Annotated in this window: 14 protein-coding genes; 10 read left to right on the forward strand and 4 right to left on the reverse strand. The window is 44.4% G+C overall.

Going from position 1 to position 16,243, the window contains the following annotated elements; all coding sequences use genetic code 11:
• The first annotated feature begins 26 nt into the window (after positions 1 to 26).
• The 4 genes from ALT761_RS19430 (at position 27) to envZ (ending at position 4,366) form a co-directional block, all read left to right on the forward strand.
• Positions 27 to 932: a phosphoribulokinase gene (locus tag ALT761_RS19430; RefSeq protein WP_013786634.1), complete on the forward strand. Its 906-nt coding sequence runs from the start codon at positions 27 to 29 to the stop codon at positions 930 to 932.
• Between the two features lie 141 nt (positions 933 to 1,073).
• Positions 1,074 to 2,171: a DUF2855 family protein gene (locus ALT761_RS19435; RefSeq protein ID WP_129740425.1), complete on the forward strand. Its 1,098-nt coding sequence runs from the start codon at positions 1,074 to 1,076 to the stop codon at positions 2,169 to 2,171.
• Positions 2,172 to 2,282: 111 nt separating this feature from the next.
• Positions 2,283 to 3,005 carry an osmolarity response regulator transcription factor OmpR gene (ompR, locus tag ALT761_RS19440; RefSeq protein WP_013786659.1) on the forward strand — a complete coding sequence of 241 codons (723 nt, stop codon included), beginning with the start codon at positions 2,283 to 2,285 and terminating at the stop codon, positions 3,003 to 3,005.
• A gap of 44 nt (positions 3,006 to 3,049) precedes the next feature.
• Positions 3,050 to 4,366, forward strand: a complete 1,317-nt coding sequence (gene envZ / locus ALT761_RS19445; RefSeq protein ID WP_013786660.1) for a two-component system sensor histidine kinase EnvZ — start codon at positions 3,050 to 3,052, stop codon at positions 4,364 to 4,366.
• Here the strand turns inward: envZ and ALT761_RS19450 are convergent.
• Positions 4,357 to 5,532: an MFS transporter gene (locus tag ALT761_RS19450; protein WP_126872103.1), complete on the reverse strand. Its 1,176-nt coding sequence runs from the start codon at positions 5,530 to 5,532 to the stop codon at positions 4,357 to 4,359. The genes envZ and ALT761_RS19450 overlap by 10 nt on opposite strands.
• A gap of 541 nt (positions 5,533 to 6,073) precedes the next feature.
• Between ALT761_RS19450 and ALT761_RS19455 the strand changes: the two genes are divergently transcribed.
• Entirely contained in the window at positions 6,074 to 6,565 is a 492-nt protein-coding gene (locus ALT761_RS19455; protein ID WP_129740426.1) for a hypothetical protein, read from the forward strand.
• Between the two features lie 138 nt (positions 6,566 to 6,703).
• Here the strand turns inward: ALT761_RS19455 and ALT761_RS19460 are convergent, their stop codons facing one another.
• From ALT761_RS19460 to hslR, 3 genes are all read right to left on the reverse strand, one after another.
• Complete coding sequence (locus tag ALT761_RS19460; RefSeq protein ID WP_129740427.1) at positions 6,704 to 8,266, reverse strand: phosphoenolpyruvate carboxykinase; 1,563 nt, start codon at positions 8,264 to 8,266, stop codon at positions 6,704 to 6,706.
• A 286-nt stretch (positions 8,267 to 8,552) separates the two neighbouring features.
• A complete protein-coding gene (gene hslO, locus ALT761_RS19465) occupies positions 8,553 to 9,452 on the reverse strand; it encodes an Hsp33 family molecular chaperone HslO (RefSeq protein ID WP_129740428.1) in 900 nt (299 codons plus the stop codon).
• Positions 9,453 to 9,479: 27 nt separating this feature from the next.
• The gene (hslR, locus tag ALT761_RS19470) at positions 9,480 to 9,875 is read right to left on the reverse strand and encodes a ribosome-associated heat shock protein Hsp15 (RefSeq protein WP_013786664.1); all 396 of its coding nucleotides are present in this window, start codon (positions 9,873 to 9,875) and stop codon (positions 9,480 to 9,482) included.
• Positions 9,876 to 10,011: 136 nt separating this feature from the next.
• Between hslR and gspC the strand changes: the two genes are divergently transcribed.
• Genes gspC through gspG form a run of 5 tightly spaced genes read left to right on the forward strand, consistent with a single transcriptional unit; the run spans position 10,012 to position 16,243 of the window.
• Entirely contained in the window at positions 10,012 to 10,950 is a 939-nt protein-coding gene (gene gspC, locus ALT761_RS19475; RefSeq protein WP_129740429.1) for a type II secretion system protein GspC, read from the forward strand.
• Positions 10,951 to 10,968: 18 nt separating this feature from the next.
• On the forward strand, positions 10,969 to 13,011 hold the full coding sequence (gene gspD / locus ALT761_RS19480) for a type II secretion system secretin GspD (RefSeq protein ID WP_129740430.1): 2,043 nt from the start codon (positions 10,969 to 10,971) through the stop codon (positions 13,009 to 13,011).
• 1 nt (position 13,012) lies between these two features.
• Positions 13,013 to 14,578: a type II secretion system ATPase GspE gene (gene gspE / locus ALT761_RS19485; RefSeq protein ID WP_129740431.1), complete on the forward strand. Its 1,566-nt coding sequence runs from the start codon at positions 13,013 to 13,015 to the stop codon at positions 14,576 to 14,578.
• A gap of 1 nt (position 14,579) precedes the next feature.
• Positions 14,580 to 15,806, forward strand: a complete 1,227-nt coding sequence (gene gspF / locus ALT761_RS19490; protein ID WP_126872108.1) for a type II secretion system inner membrane protein GspF — start codon at positions 14,580 to 14,582, stop codon at positions 15,804 to 15,806.
• On the forward strand, positions 15,806 to 16,243 hold the full coding sequence (gspG, locus tag ALT761_RS19495; protein WP_013786669.1) for a type II secretion system major pseudopilin GspG: 438 nt from the start codon (positions 15,806 to 15,808) through the stop codon (positions 16,241 to 16,243). Before gspF ends, gspG begins: the two co-directional genes overlap by 1 nt.

Consider the following 16,243-nt stretch of genomic DNA (forward strand, 5'->3'; position numbering starts at 1 on the left):
ACCCGTCATTTCTCAAACGAATTTCTATGTCTGTAAAACATCCAATTATTGCCATTACCGGTTCGTCAGGGGCAGGAACAACCACGACAACCAATGCTATACGCCACATTTTCAGAAACTTAAATGTGAACGCAGCAGTGGTTGGCGGCGACAGTTTCCACCGCTTTACTCGCCCGGAAATGGAAGTGGAAATTCGCAAAGCCCAAGAGCAAGGCCGACATATTAGTTACTTTGGCCCAAAGGCCAACGATTTCGAATTACTCGAAACCCTCTTTAGAGAATACGGAAGCTCAGGTTCAGGCCAGTTCCGCCAGTACCTGCACACCTTTGATGAAGCCGTGCCTTTTAATCAAATGCCTGGCACCTTTACCCCATGGCAAGATTTACCACAAAATACCGACTTACTGTTTTATGAAGGCTTACATGGCGGCGTAAAAACCGAAGAAAATGATGTAGCCAAGCATGTGGATTTATTGGTAGGCATGGTGCCTATTGTAAACCTTGAGTGGATTCAAAAAATTGTGCGCGATACCACTGACCGAGGCCATTCTCGTGAAGCGGTAATGAGTAGCATCGTGCGTGGGCTAGATGATTATTTTCAATACATCACGCCTCAGTTCTCTCAAACCCATGTTAACTTTCAACGTGTACCTACGGTAGACACTTCAAACCCATTTAGTGCCCGTGAAATACCTACGCAGGATGAAAGTTTTGTTGTGGTCCGGTTCAGGCGTGAAATGAAGCACGTTGACTACCCTTATTTACTACAAATGATTGATGGCGCGTTTATGTCGCGTATTAATACGCTCGTAGTACCTGGTGGTAAAATGGGGTTGGCCATGGAGCTTATTCTTACTCCACTATTGGAAGATATTTTAAATAGAAAGCGTCGTGCTGGCCACCAAATGGATTGGCTGAATTCTCAAGAATAATAATAGTAGCCATCATCTCGAATCAGGGTATTAGTGATTATATATTCGCCGCCCCTATAACAATCTATTTACAACCTAAAGTCGAAAAACCATACAAAGTACGGCATCGTAGTCTATTAAAATTAGATGAAAGGTGACGCCATGACAACCGTAACCAGTACGCAGATATGGGTGAAACAAGACAAAATAGACTCCACCCAAGTAGTAGACAAAACCCTGTCTACCAATGACTTAGCTGAAGATGAGGTTTTGCTTAAAACTGACAGCTTTGGTTTTTCAGCCAATAATATTACTTATGCCGCGCTGGGATTTACCATGGGCTACTGGGGATTTTTTCCTGCTGATGAAGGTTACGGCATTGTACCTGTATGGGGATTTGCCACTGTGGTGGCATCAAACCACGCTGACATTAAAGCAGGTGAAAAAGTGTTTGGTTACCTGCCTATGGCAAGCCACTGGGTAATCAAAGCCGGAAAGGTCGCCCCCCATGGTTTTTCTGATATTCACGAAAATCGTAAAAGTATTAGCCCGGTGTACGACCAATATCTGCGCTGCGCCGTTGACCCTGGATATGATGAAAGCCGTGAAGCTTGGCAGCTAAATTTCCGTCCGTTATATATGACCTCGTTTGTGCTGGATGATTTTGTAGATGAATTTAGCAAAGGTGAGTCATTATTGCTCTCTAGTGCATCTAGCAAAACTGCATTGGGCACCGCTCAACTGCTTAAAGATCAAAAAGTTCACAGACATGCTAATTATCAAGTCATTGGGTTAACCTCTGCGTCAAATGTAGACATGGTAAAAGCGTCAGGTTGCTACGACCACGTATTTAGCTACGACGATGTAGAAACACTGTCTAAAGATCAACAATACTGGTTGCTCGATTTTGCTGCTAACGGTGCTTTGATCACATCACTTGGCGACGCCCTTGGAGATAAGCTTTCCAAAGTAACGCTTATTGGTGCCACCGATTGGAAAGCCGAGCAAAAACCCAATAAGAAAGCCTTAGATGCTGAAATATTTTTTGCGCCTGCACGAGTTAAGCAACGTCAGCAGGAATGGGGGCACGAGGCATTTTTAGCAAAATACGCAAAGGCCTGGAAGGGGTTTGCAGGAAAAGTTCAAGATACCTTTTTTGAGCAAGAACACACAGGCTCTCAGCAAATTGTTGCCTTATATTCCGACACCTTAAACGGCACCGCCGACACCAAAGCTCTTAATGTCGTTCGCTTTGAGTAGTTGCTAACAGACACTATTTGTAACAAAGAGGGGAAGGCTTTCATGCATTCCTCTCTTTTGTATTCGCCTGCGAATAGTTATAGTGAGGAAAACTATTATTAAAGGCATGTCATGGGTCAGGAAACGTCTAAAATTCTCGTTGTCGATGACGATATGCGCCTTCGTAGCTTACTTGAACGCTATTTAGTGGAGCAAGGCTACCAGGTGCGAAGCGCTGGAAATGCAGAGCAAATGGACCGGTTGCTTGAACGCGAGAACTTTCACCTTATGGTGTTAGACCTAATGCTTCCTGGCGAAGACGGCTTGTCTATTTGTCGTCGATTACGACAGATGGGCAACGAACTTCCTATCATCATGCTTACCGCAAAAGGCGATGAAGTAGACAGAATTATTGGCCTTGAAATGGGTGCCGATGACTACTTACCTAAGCCATTCAACCCCCGAGAGTTACTTGCACGTGCGAAGGCGGTATTACGTCGTCGCAATAGTGAAGCCCCAGGCGCGCCTTCTAAAGACGTTCAAGTTATCGAATTTGGTGAATATAAGTTAAATTTGGCGACCCGCGAAATGACTGCGGGTACTACCCCTCTTACCCTCACAAGCGGCGAGTTTGCGGTATTAAAGTCTTTAGTTACCCACCCTAGAGAGCCATTGTCACGAGATAAGCTTATGAATCTTGCTCGCGGGCGAGACTACAGCGCGCTAGAACGCAGTATTGATGTTCAAGTATCGCGATTGCGAAGAATGCTAGAGAAAGACCCCGCCAACCCGAGGTATATTCAGACCGTTTGGGGTTTAGGCTATGTATTCGTACCCGATGGTGAGCAGGCATAAATAACCATGGGACAAATGGGTTGTTTATATAGGTTGGTGAAGTAGTGCGTCTGGTTCCTCAAAGTGCATTTGGCCAAACAGTCATGCTGATTGGCGTACTTTTGCTTATTAACCAAGTCGTTTCATACCTGTCTGTAACCTATTATTTTATTCAGCCTAGTTATCAGCAAATCAACAGCCTACTTGCCACGCAAGTGAAATCGGTATTAGCAGAAGACTTGCTAGTCAGCAATAACGACAGCAGAGCCCGCTATTACGACAAAACCGACATTCAAATACTCGATGCCAGCAAAGCGAGAACCAAAGGTTTAGAAAGCGCGGTTTATTATGGGTTTATGTCATCGCAAGTAAGCAAACAAATTGAGCAACTTGCCGATGTTCGAATTAGTACGGTTTCGCAAAAAACCGACGCCAGCGCACCTTATACGGTCTGGATCTCGTTGTCTCGCTACCCCGACACCTGGATTGCTATTCCCATAACCGGCTTAAACGAAGCCAATATTTCACCGTTAACCATGTATTTGATGGTGATAGGTATATTAAGTGTGGCGGGTGGGTGGCTATTTGTGCGGCGTATGACCATGCCACTGTCTTCTTTGCAAAAAGCCGCATTAGCGGTAGGTAAAGGAGAACACCCCGCGCCACTTAAAGAGCAAGGCAGCACGGAAATGATTCAAGTTACCCGCGCCTTCAACCGCATGAATCAAGGCATCAAGCAGCTAGAACATGATCGGACTTTGATGACGGCAGGTATATCTCACGATTTACGCACTCCGCTGACACGCATTCGTCTTGCGTCTGAAATGCTGCCTGAATCTCAAAACTGGATAAAAGATGGCATTGTTAACGATATTGAAGATATGAATGCGATTATCGATCAATTTATCGACTACGCCCGCTACGACACAGAAGAAATAAAAGAAAATACCGACCTAAACAGTCTTATTATCGAATTAGCGCAAGCGCGGCATATTGAAGAGAAGCATCATATCGCGTTGAAGCTTAATGATATTCCCTTACTTGATTTACGCCGCGTGGCCATGAAGCGGGTTATCGATAATATTATCGAGAACGCCTTTCGCTACGGCTCCGACAATATCGTGATCTCCACATTTTATAACCGTAATGAAAAACGGGTTTACTGTAAAATACGCGACTTTGGCCCTGGTATTCCCGCGGCAGAATTAGAGCATGTGTTTATGCCCTTCGCGCAAGGTGACAAAGCCCGAAGTACATCGGGCTCTGGCTTAGGTTTATCAATTATAAGACGTATTGTGGAAGCACATGATGGTGGTGTGGAGCTACGCAATCACCCGCAGCAAGGTTTAATCGCAGAGTTCTATTTACCCCTTCATGAGTAACCGTGCTGTTTCACCATTCGGCTATACGCCCACGCAGCAACCCACAACATACATCCACCCATAGGTATTACCCAAAACGCAGTGGTAAGGGGGACATAGTTTGCCCATAAGCCCGTTGAAAAAGAGGCCACTTGTACGCCGGTAGAGTTGCCAATAATACAAATGCCAGATAATACTGGGCCATTGTCACTATCAATATTCATGGCTGCCGACAACATAAGTGGAAATAACCCACCTAAGCCAAGCCCTAACAGTAAGTTACCTGCGCCCATACTGTACAGGTCAGTGGTAAGCTTAATGGCAAATACGCCGCACAACGACGCTGTAGCCAATATGACAATAAGCCGATGCACCGACATAAATCGCAGTAAGAAAGGAAAAACTAGCCTGCTTATTACCATACCTGCAGTAAAACACGCGAGTAGGTTTCGAGATTGTTCACCGGTAAACCCAATGCCGTTTTGCGCATAACTTACAAACCAATTTGCGTTACCAAACTCTACAGCCCCATAGCCAAAACTAAGCAGCGCCATAAATATAAAGATAGGCTGTTTAATTACCGCACCAAAATTGAGGGTTTTACGCTGCGCTTTTGGTTGGCCTCGGAGCAATTTGGCTTGAGAGTGCGCTGCCATAAAGGTATACGCCGACAGGGCTAGCATAAATAGTGCAAGCACTTGAATTGGTCTACGCCAGTTTTCTTCTTGAAGATAAAGCAAGGTAACAAAAAACGAAGCGGCAAATGTACCTAGGCTGAACATAAAGTCCATCAGCCCCATCATGGTAAAGCGCTTTTCTTCGTACAAGCGTGCAATTAAGGTGTGCCCAATAGTAAAAATTGAGGAACTCACTATGCCTATAACGACGGCCACCACTAATACCCATTGCCACCCGTGTAATGACGATATAAGCAATAATAAAACAGCGTTTATACCCAACAGCGATGCTAACAATGGCATGTAGTCAAAGCGACTAACGTACTTACCGCCAACTACGGCTCCCACCATCATACCCAAAGAGAAAAGCGAGAAGAACAAACCACTTACCAGCTCTGACATACGCAGGTCGGCAGCAATATCTGGCAGTAAAATACCCCATAATATAAACAACATACCCAGTAAGAAAAAACCGGAAAATATAACAACAGTAATAGGACGACGACTCATCCATGCTCCTTTACAAACAGGGTTCTAAACGAAATAGTGCAATATTTTGGTGTAGCAGGGCATGATTTGTAGTTAAGAGACTTACTACAACGTTTTTTGATTTTTTGTTTGGAGCGTATTTTAACGTGAGAACGTTATCGACTACCAAGGACGCTACAGTACGCCTTTAGTATAACTCGCGCAAGATAGGAAACGAAAAAAGCCCGCGGCTAAGCGCGGGCAAAATATTCTTTGGTTTAATCTTTGGTAACTCCCCAAGCCCAAGACTCTTGATTTACCAATCATCAAAAGACTGTGCAATAGTTCCCGGATCTTCCTTTAGTCTGCCAAGACTGAGTAGATTCTGCTGCCATAGTATCGTCAAAAGAAACGGCTATATCGGAAACTCGGGTCCGGTGAAAGCGACATTTAAAAATAAGGTTGGGAGTAACACTGGCGTTGAGGTAAGATTTTGGCAAGATGGCGGCAAAGATTCAAGTTTTCATCAAATCGCACCGGGTGAGAGTGCATTTTTCGAAGTTAATTATGAGCCTGTTTTGTAATGAAGTGGATAATATTTATCGTCAGCTCAACGTTGATTGGGCTTTATTGTTTCTTTAAATTGTTCCAACCCAGAGTATTTATTCATGTTGGAGATAACGTCGCCTTGGCCAAAGTGTATATAGACGCCAGTTGGCGCTTACAAAGATACCCATTTAGTAACGAGAAATTGTCTGAAATTTCCAAATTTCACAAGCTTCCACAAGGCATCACTGTTATTCAAATCCCTGTTATATACAACTCTGAAAATAAAAAAGTACCAGCACCAAACAATAAGGACAGAGAAGTTCAAATTTTTGACACTTCAATTCGAACTGAAAAAGGGCCACTCGACCCATTTAGCGTATCTTACACCCTAAGACTTATTTCCATAGATGATCGGAAGTATTGGTTTCCAGAAAGCGAGGTGGACAGCAAGCTTCTTCAATATAAAAACAATATCAATTTTACTCCTCTGCCTCAAAATTGGTTTGGATCCACATCTTTACATTAAACAGTAAGCAAATCGAAACGAAAAAAGCCCGCGGCTAAGCGCGGGCAAAACATCAATCACGTTGAGTGTGATGAAGGTTGGGAAGAGAAGGGTTGCCTTCCCTAACATTCAACTGCGCCCCTAAAAACGCAGTGTGAATTAGTTGCCAGGACCTGCCTTAACAATGGCGTCGCTAACATCGTATTTCTCAAAGTTTTGCTTAAAGCTATCTACTAGGTTCTGCGCATATTCTTCGTATTTTTCTGCATCATTCCAGGTTTGCTTAGGCACTAATAAATTATCGTTAACGCCTGATACTGCAACAGGCACATCAAGGTTTAAGCCTTCAATATGTTGGGTTTCAACATTGGCTAAATCACCCGATACAATGGCATCGATAATAGCGCGAGTAGTAGGAATGTCGAAACGCTGACCTGTACCATAAGGCCCGCCAGTCCAACCGGTATTCACCAAGTACACTTTGGCATTAAACGCTTTTACGCGTTTAATTAATAACTCGGCATAAACGCCTGCTGGGCGTGGGAAGAAGGGTGCCCCAAAGCAGGTAGAGAAGGTCGATTCAATATCAGAGGTTGAACCAATTTCTGTCGAGCCTACCTTTGCCGTGTAACCACTTAAGAAATGATAGGCCGCCGCTTCTTCACTTAGTACTGATACAGGCGGTAACACACCACTTACATCACAGGTTAAAAATACGACAGAGCGAGGCTCGCCGCCACGGTTTGCTTCAACCCGCTTTTCAATGTGGCTTAATGGATAAGCCGCCCGTGAATTTTGGGTTAGCGACGTATCTTTGTAATCTGGGGTGCGAGTATCGTCTAACACAACGTTTTCTAAAATAGTGCCAAACTTAATGGCATCCCAAATAACCGGTTCGTTCTTTTGCGAAAGGTCGATACATTTTGCGTAGCATCCGCCCTCAATATTAAACACGCTGCCTTCGCCCCAACCGTGTTCATCATCGCCAATTAAAAAGCGTTTAGGATCGGCAGATAACGTGGTTTTACCTGTACCCGATAAACCAAAGAACAAAGTAACATCGCCTTGCTCGCCTACGTTGGCGGAGCAATGCATGGGTAATATGTCTTTCGCAGGAAGTAAGAAGTTCTGAACCGAGAACATGGCTTTTTTCATTTCACCGGCGTATCTCATGCCGGCAATAAGCACACGTTTTTTAGCAAAATTAATGACTACCACGCCATCACTGTTGGTGCCGTCACGCTCTGGGTCACACACAAACCCAGGAACATTTAATACTTGCCACGGGCTTTCGTTATTGACGTTCCATTTGTCTGGCACGATAAAAAGATTACGTGCAAAAACGTGCTGCCACGCAGTTTGCGTTCTTACTTCTAAAGGAAGTGCATGCGCAGGATCTGAGCCCACTTGAAGGTGAGATAGAAAATGCTCTTGAGTAGTTAGGTAGGCTTCTACTTTGTTCCATAAGGCATCGAATTTAGTAGCATCAAATGGCTTATTAACCTTGCCCCAATCGATTTCATTCTCAGTGGAAGGCTCTTTTACGATAAACCTATCATTTGGTGAGCGACCCGTTCTTTCACCGGTTTCAACGACCAAAGCCCCGTTAGTGTCTAACACACCCTCGCCCCGCTTAATTGCGCGTTCGATTAATTCGGCGCTAGGCAAATCAACCAATGGAGAGATTTTTAAATCCGTTTTTAAAGACGCTGCTACACTCATAACCGTAACCCTTAATGTAATCTTTCAATAGCACTTTCAAAAAGTATCATTTAACTGAGTCTAAAGTAAATAAAGGCATAGCGTTATTTCTATAAAGAATACTGATTATTAATCTGGATCAACTTTCGGAAAAAACGTAATAAAATTACATTTTTTATTTTAAGGAGGGATACAAAACGGGATACGTGGTTTTTTATCAACTTCCCCTTACAACAAGTGCTGTAAAGGGAAGTGAATTAAGAGGTTTTCTTATTTTAGGGGCGACTTAAGGGTAAGGAGTGCCCCCTTATTGATTAGTATCAGGTGAGGGTGCATTACCACTGTGAATCGCCTCAATATCAATACTATCGAAACGATATTCTGCATGGCAGTACTGACAATTCATTTTAATGTCGCCATCTTCTTTCACTATCGATAAAAGCTCAGCTTTATCGATATTACGCAGTGCTTCTGCGCTACGTTCTTTAGAACACGTACACGCAAAACTAACCGCTTTCGCAGGGTATACTTCCACTTCTTCTTGGTGATACAAACGATAAAGGATGTCTTCAACCGACAACGAGAACATTTCTTTTTCCGTTAACGTTTCGGTTAATGTAGCAATATGATCAAACCCTGTTGCTTGGGTGATGTCAGTGGCGCTAGCATCTGTTGGTAATACTTGAAGCAGCATACCCGCCGCTCTGGCATTGTTTTCATCTTGTAAGTCGGTCATTAAGTGCACGCGAGTGGCTAACTGTTCAGACTGAGCGAAGTACTCTTCTAAACACTCAGCTAACGTTGGCTTATCTAATGCCACAATACCTTGATAACGCTCGCCTTCATCAGGAGTAATTGTCATCACCAATACCGCTTCTGTAAGTAACTCATCAAATGCTTCTGGCAGCGTTGCAAGGCTTTCATCCCAGCGCGCAACGCCACGAAACGTTTGATCATGGGTGGCATTAATAACCGCGTAACTTACGGGCCCTTTACTTTGAATTTGTAGGGCAATTTCGCCTTTAAATTTAAGCGTAGCCGTAAGTAAAGATGTTGCCGCGGCCAACTGCCCTAACAAACGCTGAATTTGTACTGGGTATTCGTAGCTGTGCACTATCTGCTTTAGGCTTTCATCTAAACGAACTAATTCGCCGCGAACGTTTGCTTGGGTAAATAAAAATCGATGTAATTTGTCAAAATCACTCATAAACTTGTCCTGTTAGGCAGCGTACTTCTACTGCTGCTTAAATTTAATAATTTGTCTGCGCTGTTTTTTATCTGGCCGATGTTCTGGCTTAGGACTATGAAAAGCGTTCAATTTTCGTGCAACTTGGTTTTCTTCACGTTTTGTTACACTTGTCTCAGTTTCTTCATATAAGTCTTGAGCAAGTGCTGCACTGAGTCGTTTATCACTGAGTCCTCGAACAATAACATCGCGATTATCCCAACCTGAGGGAACTTTTATCACTGCGCCAAGCTCTACATTCTTGCCGGGCTTGGTGCGCTGTCCGTTGTAGTGAACTTTTCCTGACTGAACCATGTCTCTGGCAATGGCGCGGGTTTTGAAAAACCTTGCAGCCCATAGCCACTTGTCTAGCCTCACATTTTGTGATGTATTGTTCGTTTCCATAATACCTTTGTAATAATTTCGTAACGGTGCGGCTTTAGTGTTGTGAGCCCCACCTCGACTAGGCTATGATGGGTCGGACAAAGCGCGGTTAACCAAATTTTCACTTTAATAATAAGCAGTACCATCAAGTGGCGACATGACATTCGATAAACTCAATCCACAGTCTCTGGTTGTTTTTGTAAACCAGAACCAAAAACAACTTCACACGTTAATTGTGGTGCTGCTGAGCCTATATTTAATAGCCTTTGCCGCTAAGCTACTATGGCGAATTATACCTGAACCTCAATTATCTGCGACTCCCGCAGTGAGTTTTGCGCCTATACCTTTTACGGCTTCAGGGCAAAGTGGGGTCAACATACGCAAAATACAACAATTAAATTTATTTGGTAACGCGGCAGCCGCGCCTGCAAAGGTAGAAGAAGCGCCAGTTACCGATGCGCCTGAAACGCGTCTTAACCTTACCCTTACCGGTGTGGTAGCAAGTTCGGATGAAGATTCTAGCACCGCGGTTATCGAAAACCGCAATAGCCAAGCCGTGTATGGCTTGGGTGAAAAGATTGAAGGTACTAACGCCACCCTGAAGCAAGTATTTCGCGACAGGGTTATCATTAAAAATGGGGTTAGAAACGAAACCTTGATGTTAGATGGCATTGATTACGACGAAGCAAATAAGCGTCGCCAACAACAAGCGAAACGTCGTCCTCAGCCAGTGCCGGATGAGCGAGATGAACCTAATGCAAGGCAGTTAAGTGAAGAAGCCATTGAAGCAACTGCTTCATTGCGAGAGCGCCCAGCAAGCTTTACCGACTTCATTTCTATTTCGCCAAAAACGGAAGAAGGTCAGCTTATCGGTTATCAAGTTAGCCCAGGTAAAGAACCCGCATTATTTAAATCGGCGGGGCTTCAAGCCGGCGATGTTATTGCACAAATTAACGGATTGGATCTGACAGACATGCAGCAATCCCAAGAAGCACTATCTGAACTTCGCAATGCTCAGAATATTGAACTTACAATCATTCGTGATGGCAGTTTTACTACGCTCTATCTCGACTTGCCTGAGCCATCAGCAGAATAAGAATTAAAGGAAGACAGAATGAAAAGGCGCACTAGCCAAAAATTGTTATCTCGCCTAAGCACAGCGCTGTGTACGGCCCTTCTTTGTTTCTCGGTAACAGCCGCTGAATATATGCCTAATTTTAAAGACACTGATATTAGTGAGTTCATTAATATTGTAGGTAAAAACTTAGAGCGCACCATTATTGTCGACCCAAATGTTCGCGGTAAAATTAGCGTTCGAAGCTACGATATGCTCACTGAAGATCAGTATTATCAGTTCTTTTTAAACGTGCTTCAGGTCTACGACTTTGCTGTGGTTGAAATGCCTAGCGGTATTTTGAAAGTAGTGCGCTCTAAAGATGCTAAAACATCAAATATTCCCGTAGTAGAAGGTTCAGCGAAAGACGGTGATGAAATGATCACCCGTGTAGTGCCTGTTTATAACGTACCGGTAAGAGAGTTAGCCCCTATTTTACGTCAGCTTAACGACCAAGCAGGCGGTGGTAACGTAGTAAGCCACGACCCTTCAAATGTAATGATGATTACTGGCCGTGCAGCTGTGGTAAACCGCTTAGTTGAAATTATTGAGCGTGTTGACCGTGCAGGTGACGAAGAAGTTGAAATTGTGAAGTTACGTTTCGCTTCAGCATCTGAAATGGTGCGTATTATCGATAGCATTAATAAATCACAGGGTAAAACGAATACCGGTGCAAAGTCGGACCCACGCGTGGTTGCCGACGACCGCACTAACTCAGTGATTGTGAGCGGTGATATTAAAGCCCGCCAACGTTTAATTAACCTTATTGAGCGCATGGATCAAGAATTAGAAACTAGCGGTAACACCCGCGTACTGTTTCTTAACTACGCCAAAGCTGACGACCTAGTTAAGGTGCTTCAAGGGGTTTCTGCCAGCATTCAAGCCGAAGAGAAAAGTGGCAGCACCAATAGCCGTGGCTCGTCAAACCGTGACGTGAGCATTGATGCTCATGAAGATTCAAATGCGTTAGTCATTACCGCCGAGCCTGACATGATGCGCTCGCTTGAAGAAGTGGTACGTCAGCTTGATATTCGCCGCGCACAGGTTCAAGTTGAAGCCATTATTGTTGAAGTATTTGAAAGCGACGGTACTACTTTGGGTGTTCAATGGGTATCTGAAAGTGGCGGTGGTACACAGTTTAGCAACGGTGTTATTCCAGTAGGCTCTTTGGCCGTAGCGGTTAAAGAAGCAGAAGACGATACCGATACCGAAGCCTATGTAACTGATGAAGGCGCTGTTGTTGAAGTCACTACTACCGATGAAGGTGATTACACTTCTCTTGCTAGCTTGTTAGGCAGCGCGAATGGCTTAATTGCGGGTATTATTGATAACGGCTGGGGCGCGGTTGTGCAGGCTGTTAGCACAGACACTAACTCTAACGTATTGGCCACACCGCACCTTACGACCATGGACAACGAAGAAGCTTATTTTATTGTAGGGCAAGAAGTACCGATTATTACTGGTACTTCTACAGGCTCGAATAACTCGAACCCGTTCCAAACGGTCGATCGCCAAGAAGTTGGTATTAAACTTAAAGTCACGCCTCAAATAAATGAAGGCGATGCAGTGCAGCTGCTAATTGAACAAGAAGTGTCTAGCGTGAGTGGTGCCACCTCGGTAGATATCTCTATCAATAAACGTGAAATTAAAACTACGGTTATTGTAGATGATGGCGGCACGATAGTTTTAGGTGGCTTGATAGACGAAGACGTGCAAGAAAGCGTATCTAAAGTGCCTTTATTAGGCGACATTCCTATTATTGGTAACTTGTTTAAGTCGACGTCTACCAGCAAACGTAAACGTAACCTAATGGTGTTTTTAAAGCCAACTATCGTTCGTGATGGCGCAACCATGAACTCTATTAGCCATCGTAAGTACAACTACATTCGTGCCTTACAGCTAAAACGTCAGCAAGATGGTATTTCACTAATGCCAAACGCTGAAAGCCCTAGTATGCCTAATTGGGATGATGAACTTTCTTTGCCGCCTTCATTTGAAGAATACCTGACTGAGAAAGACAACCTTGATGAAGGTAACGAGTAATATGGCAGGTCAAGACGAGCAACTCACCCTTGCGGTAGAGGCACAGGAAGAAGCGCTCGAAGCAATGGTTGATGAAGAAGGCTTACCAGAAGCCGTGGCTGGCCCTCGCCAGCTTTCGTTCAGCTTTGCTAAGCGTAATCAAGTATTGCTTGAAACCAATGTCACTCCTGCTGTGCTGTATTTTACGGAAAACACCCCTTTTGAAGTGTTTGCCGAAGTACGCCGCTTTTACGGCGAACCTTTTGTACCTAAAACTATCGCTGCAGATGAGTTCGAAAACTTTCTAACCAGTGCATTCCAGCGTGATAGTTCTGCAGCAAAGCAGTTAATGGAAGACTTAGGTAACGAGAGCGATTTGTTTGCTCTTGCAGAAGATTTACCTGATACCGAAGATTTATTAGATAACGAAGACGACGCCCCTATCATCAAGCTGATTAACGCCATGTTAGGTGAAGCGATTAAAGAAGGCGCGTCGGATATTCACATTGAAACCTTTGAAAACCAGTTAGTGGTTCGGTTTCGTGTAGATGGTGTATTACGAGAGATTCTACGCCCCAATCGTAAGCTCTCTTCCATGCTGGTTTCTCGTATTAAGGTAATGGCAAAACTTGATATTGCTGAAAAACGGGTACCGCAAGATGGCCGTATTACCCTACGCATTGCAGGCCGCGCGGTAGATGTACGTGTGTCTACTATGCCGTCTAGCCATGGTGAGCGTGTGGTGCTGCGTTTATTAGATAAAAATAACGCACGGTTAAACCTAAAAGACTTAGGCATGACCCAGCAAAACCGCGACCATTTCTCTTCGTTAATTAGAAAACCTCACGGTATTATATTGGTTACCGGCCCAACAGGTTCTGGTAAAAGTACCACCTTGTATGCAGGTCTTAGTGAAATTAACTCTCGCGACCGCAATATTTTAACCGTAGAAGATCCTATTGAATTCGACTTACCCGGCATTGGTCAAACACAGGTAAATCCGCGTGTAGATATGACCTTCGCCCGCGGCCTTCGAGCAATTTTGCGACAAGATCCTGATGTGGTGATGGTAGGGGAAATTCGAGACGTTGAAACGGCACAAATTGCGGTTCAAGCCAGTTTAACGGGTCACTTAGTGTTATCGACCCTTCACACCAATACCGCCGCTGGTGCTATCACCCGTTTAGAAGATATGGGTATTGAACCCTTTTTGCTTTCTTCAAGCTTACTGGCGGTATTATCGCAGCGCTTAGTGCGCACACTGTGTAAAGAGTGTAAAACCCCTCACACGCCCGACCCACAAGAGTGTGAAGCCCTTAATATTGATGCCGATAGCAACTTTACCATTTACCAACCCCACGGCTGCGCCGCATGTAACCAAACCGGCTACCGAGGTCGTACGGGTATTCACGAGTTATTACTGGTGAATGAGAAAGTGCGCGAAATGATGCATGAAGGCGTGGGTGAACAGGCCATTGAGAAATATATCAGGCACTCTACCCCCAGTATTCGGGATGACGGGTGTCGTAAGGTACTTGCAGGTGTTACCTCTTTAGAAGAAGTCCTGCGTGTAACCAAGGAGGATTAGTATGGCCGCCTTCGCTTATAAAGCGGTAAATAACCGTGGCCGTAACGCAAATGGTGTACTGGAAGGCGATAATGCTCGCCAAGTGCGCCAGCAATTGCGTGAAAAAGGCCTTATTCCTTTAGAAGTAGAACAAGTTACCGAGCGCGGAAAAAGTGACGGTAAAAGTGGTGGTTTCTCGTTTTTTAAACCGAGAATTTCAGCCTCAGATCTGGCCCTGTTAACCCGTCAAATGGCTACCTTAGTAGAATCTGCTTTACCGGTAGAAGAAGCCTTACTGGCGGTTGCCGAGCAGTGTGAAAAGCCCCGTCAAAAGAACATGATGATGGCTGTTCGAAGCAAAGTGGTTGAAGGTCATGGTTTAGCCGATGCCTTGTCTGAATTTCCTAGTGTATTTGACGACTTATACCGCGCCATGGTGGCGGCAGGTGAAAAATCCGGTCACTTAGATACGGTACTTAATCGCCTTGCCGACTATACCGAACGACGCCAGCAAACTCGCAGTCAAATTACCCAAGCACTTATTTACCCTTCACTTATGCTGTTTTTCGCTTTCGGCATTGTGATGTTATTGCTGACGGTGGTTGTACCTAAAATTGTGGGTCAATTCGACCATATGGGGCAAGACCTTCCAGGTATTACCCAAGTACTTATTTCGGTGAGTACTTGGCTACAAAATTACGGCCTTATCTTGCTGGTAGTAGTGGCTATTCTGGCGGTAATTGTTCAGCGTGTACTTCAGCAGAAAAAGATGAAGCTAAGGTTTCATAAAGTTATTTTGAAGCTTCCACTTATAGGTAAAGTGTCCCGCGGGCTTAATACCGCTCGCTTTGCACGTACCTTAAGTATATTAAGTGCCAGCGCCGTGCCTTTACTTGAATCTATGCGCATTTCTGGCGATGTACTTGAAAACCAGCATATAAAGAATCAGGTAGCCGATGCTGCTATTAATGTAAAAGAAGGGAGCAGCTTGCGCGCTGCGCTCGACAATACCAAAATTTTCCCGCCAATGATGATGCACATGATTGCATCGGGTGAAAAGTCTGGCGAATTACAGCAAATGCTTGGTCGCGCCGCCGATAACCAAGATAGGGAATTTGAAGCCCTTGTTGGTGTCTCATTAAAAGTATTTGAACCTCTACTTATCGTGTCGATGGCTGGCATAGTGCTGTTTATCGTAATGGCAATTTTGCAGCCTATTTTGGCCTTAAACAATATGGTGAATATCTGATGAAAACCTTAAAACGTAGTTCTGGATTTAGTTTGATTGAAGTAATGGTGGTGCTACTTATCATCGGCATTATGGCATCGATGGTAGCGCCGCAAATTTTGGGTAACCAAGAAGTGGCACAACTTAAAAAAGCCGCCGTTGATATTCAGCAAATGGAAAGCGCGCTTGAAATGTATAAGCTTCGAAACAATAAGTTCCCAACGACTGAGCAAGGGCTAGAAGCGTTAGTAACCGCACCAACCCTTGATCCCATTCCAAGAAACTATCCAGAAGGCGGTTTCATCAAGCGTTTGCCAGAAGATCCTTGGGGCAACCCTTATGCGCTAATTAGCCCAGGAGAATTAGGCGTAGTAGATATTTTTTCAAATGGCCCAGACGGTGAACCAGGTACCGATGACGATATTGGTAACTGGAACATTAACGAATACTTAAACTAA

It is taken from the genome of Alteromonas sp. 76-1 (genome assembly GCF_900654235.1).
Classification (GTDB): Bacteria; Pseudomonadota; Gammaproteobacteria; order Enterobacterales; family Alteromonadaceae; genus Alteromonas; species Alteromonas naphthalenivorans.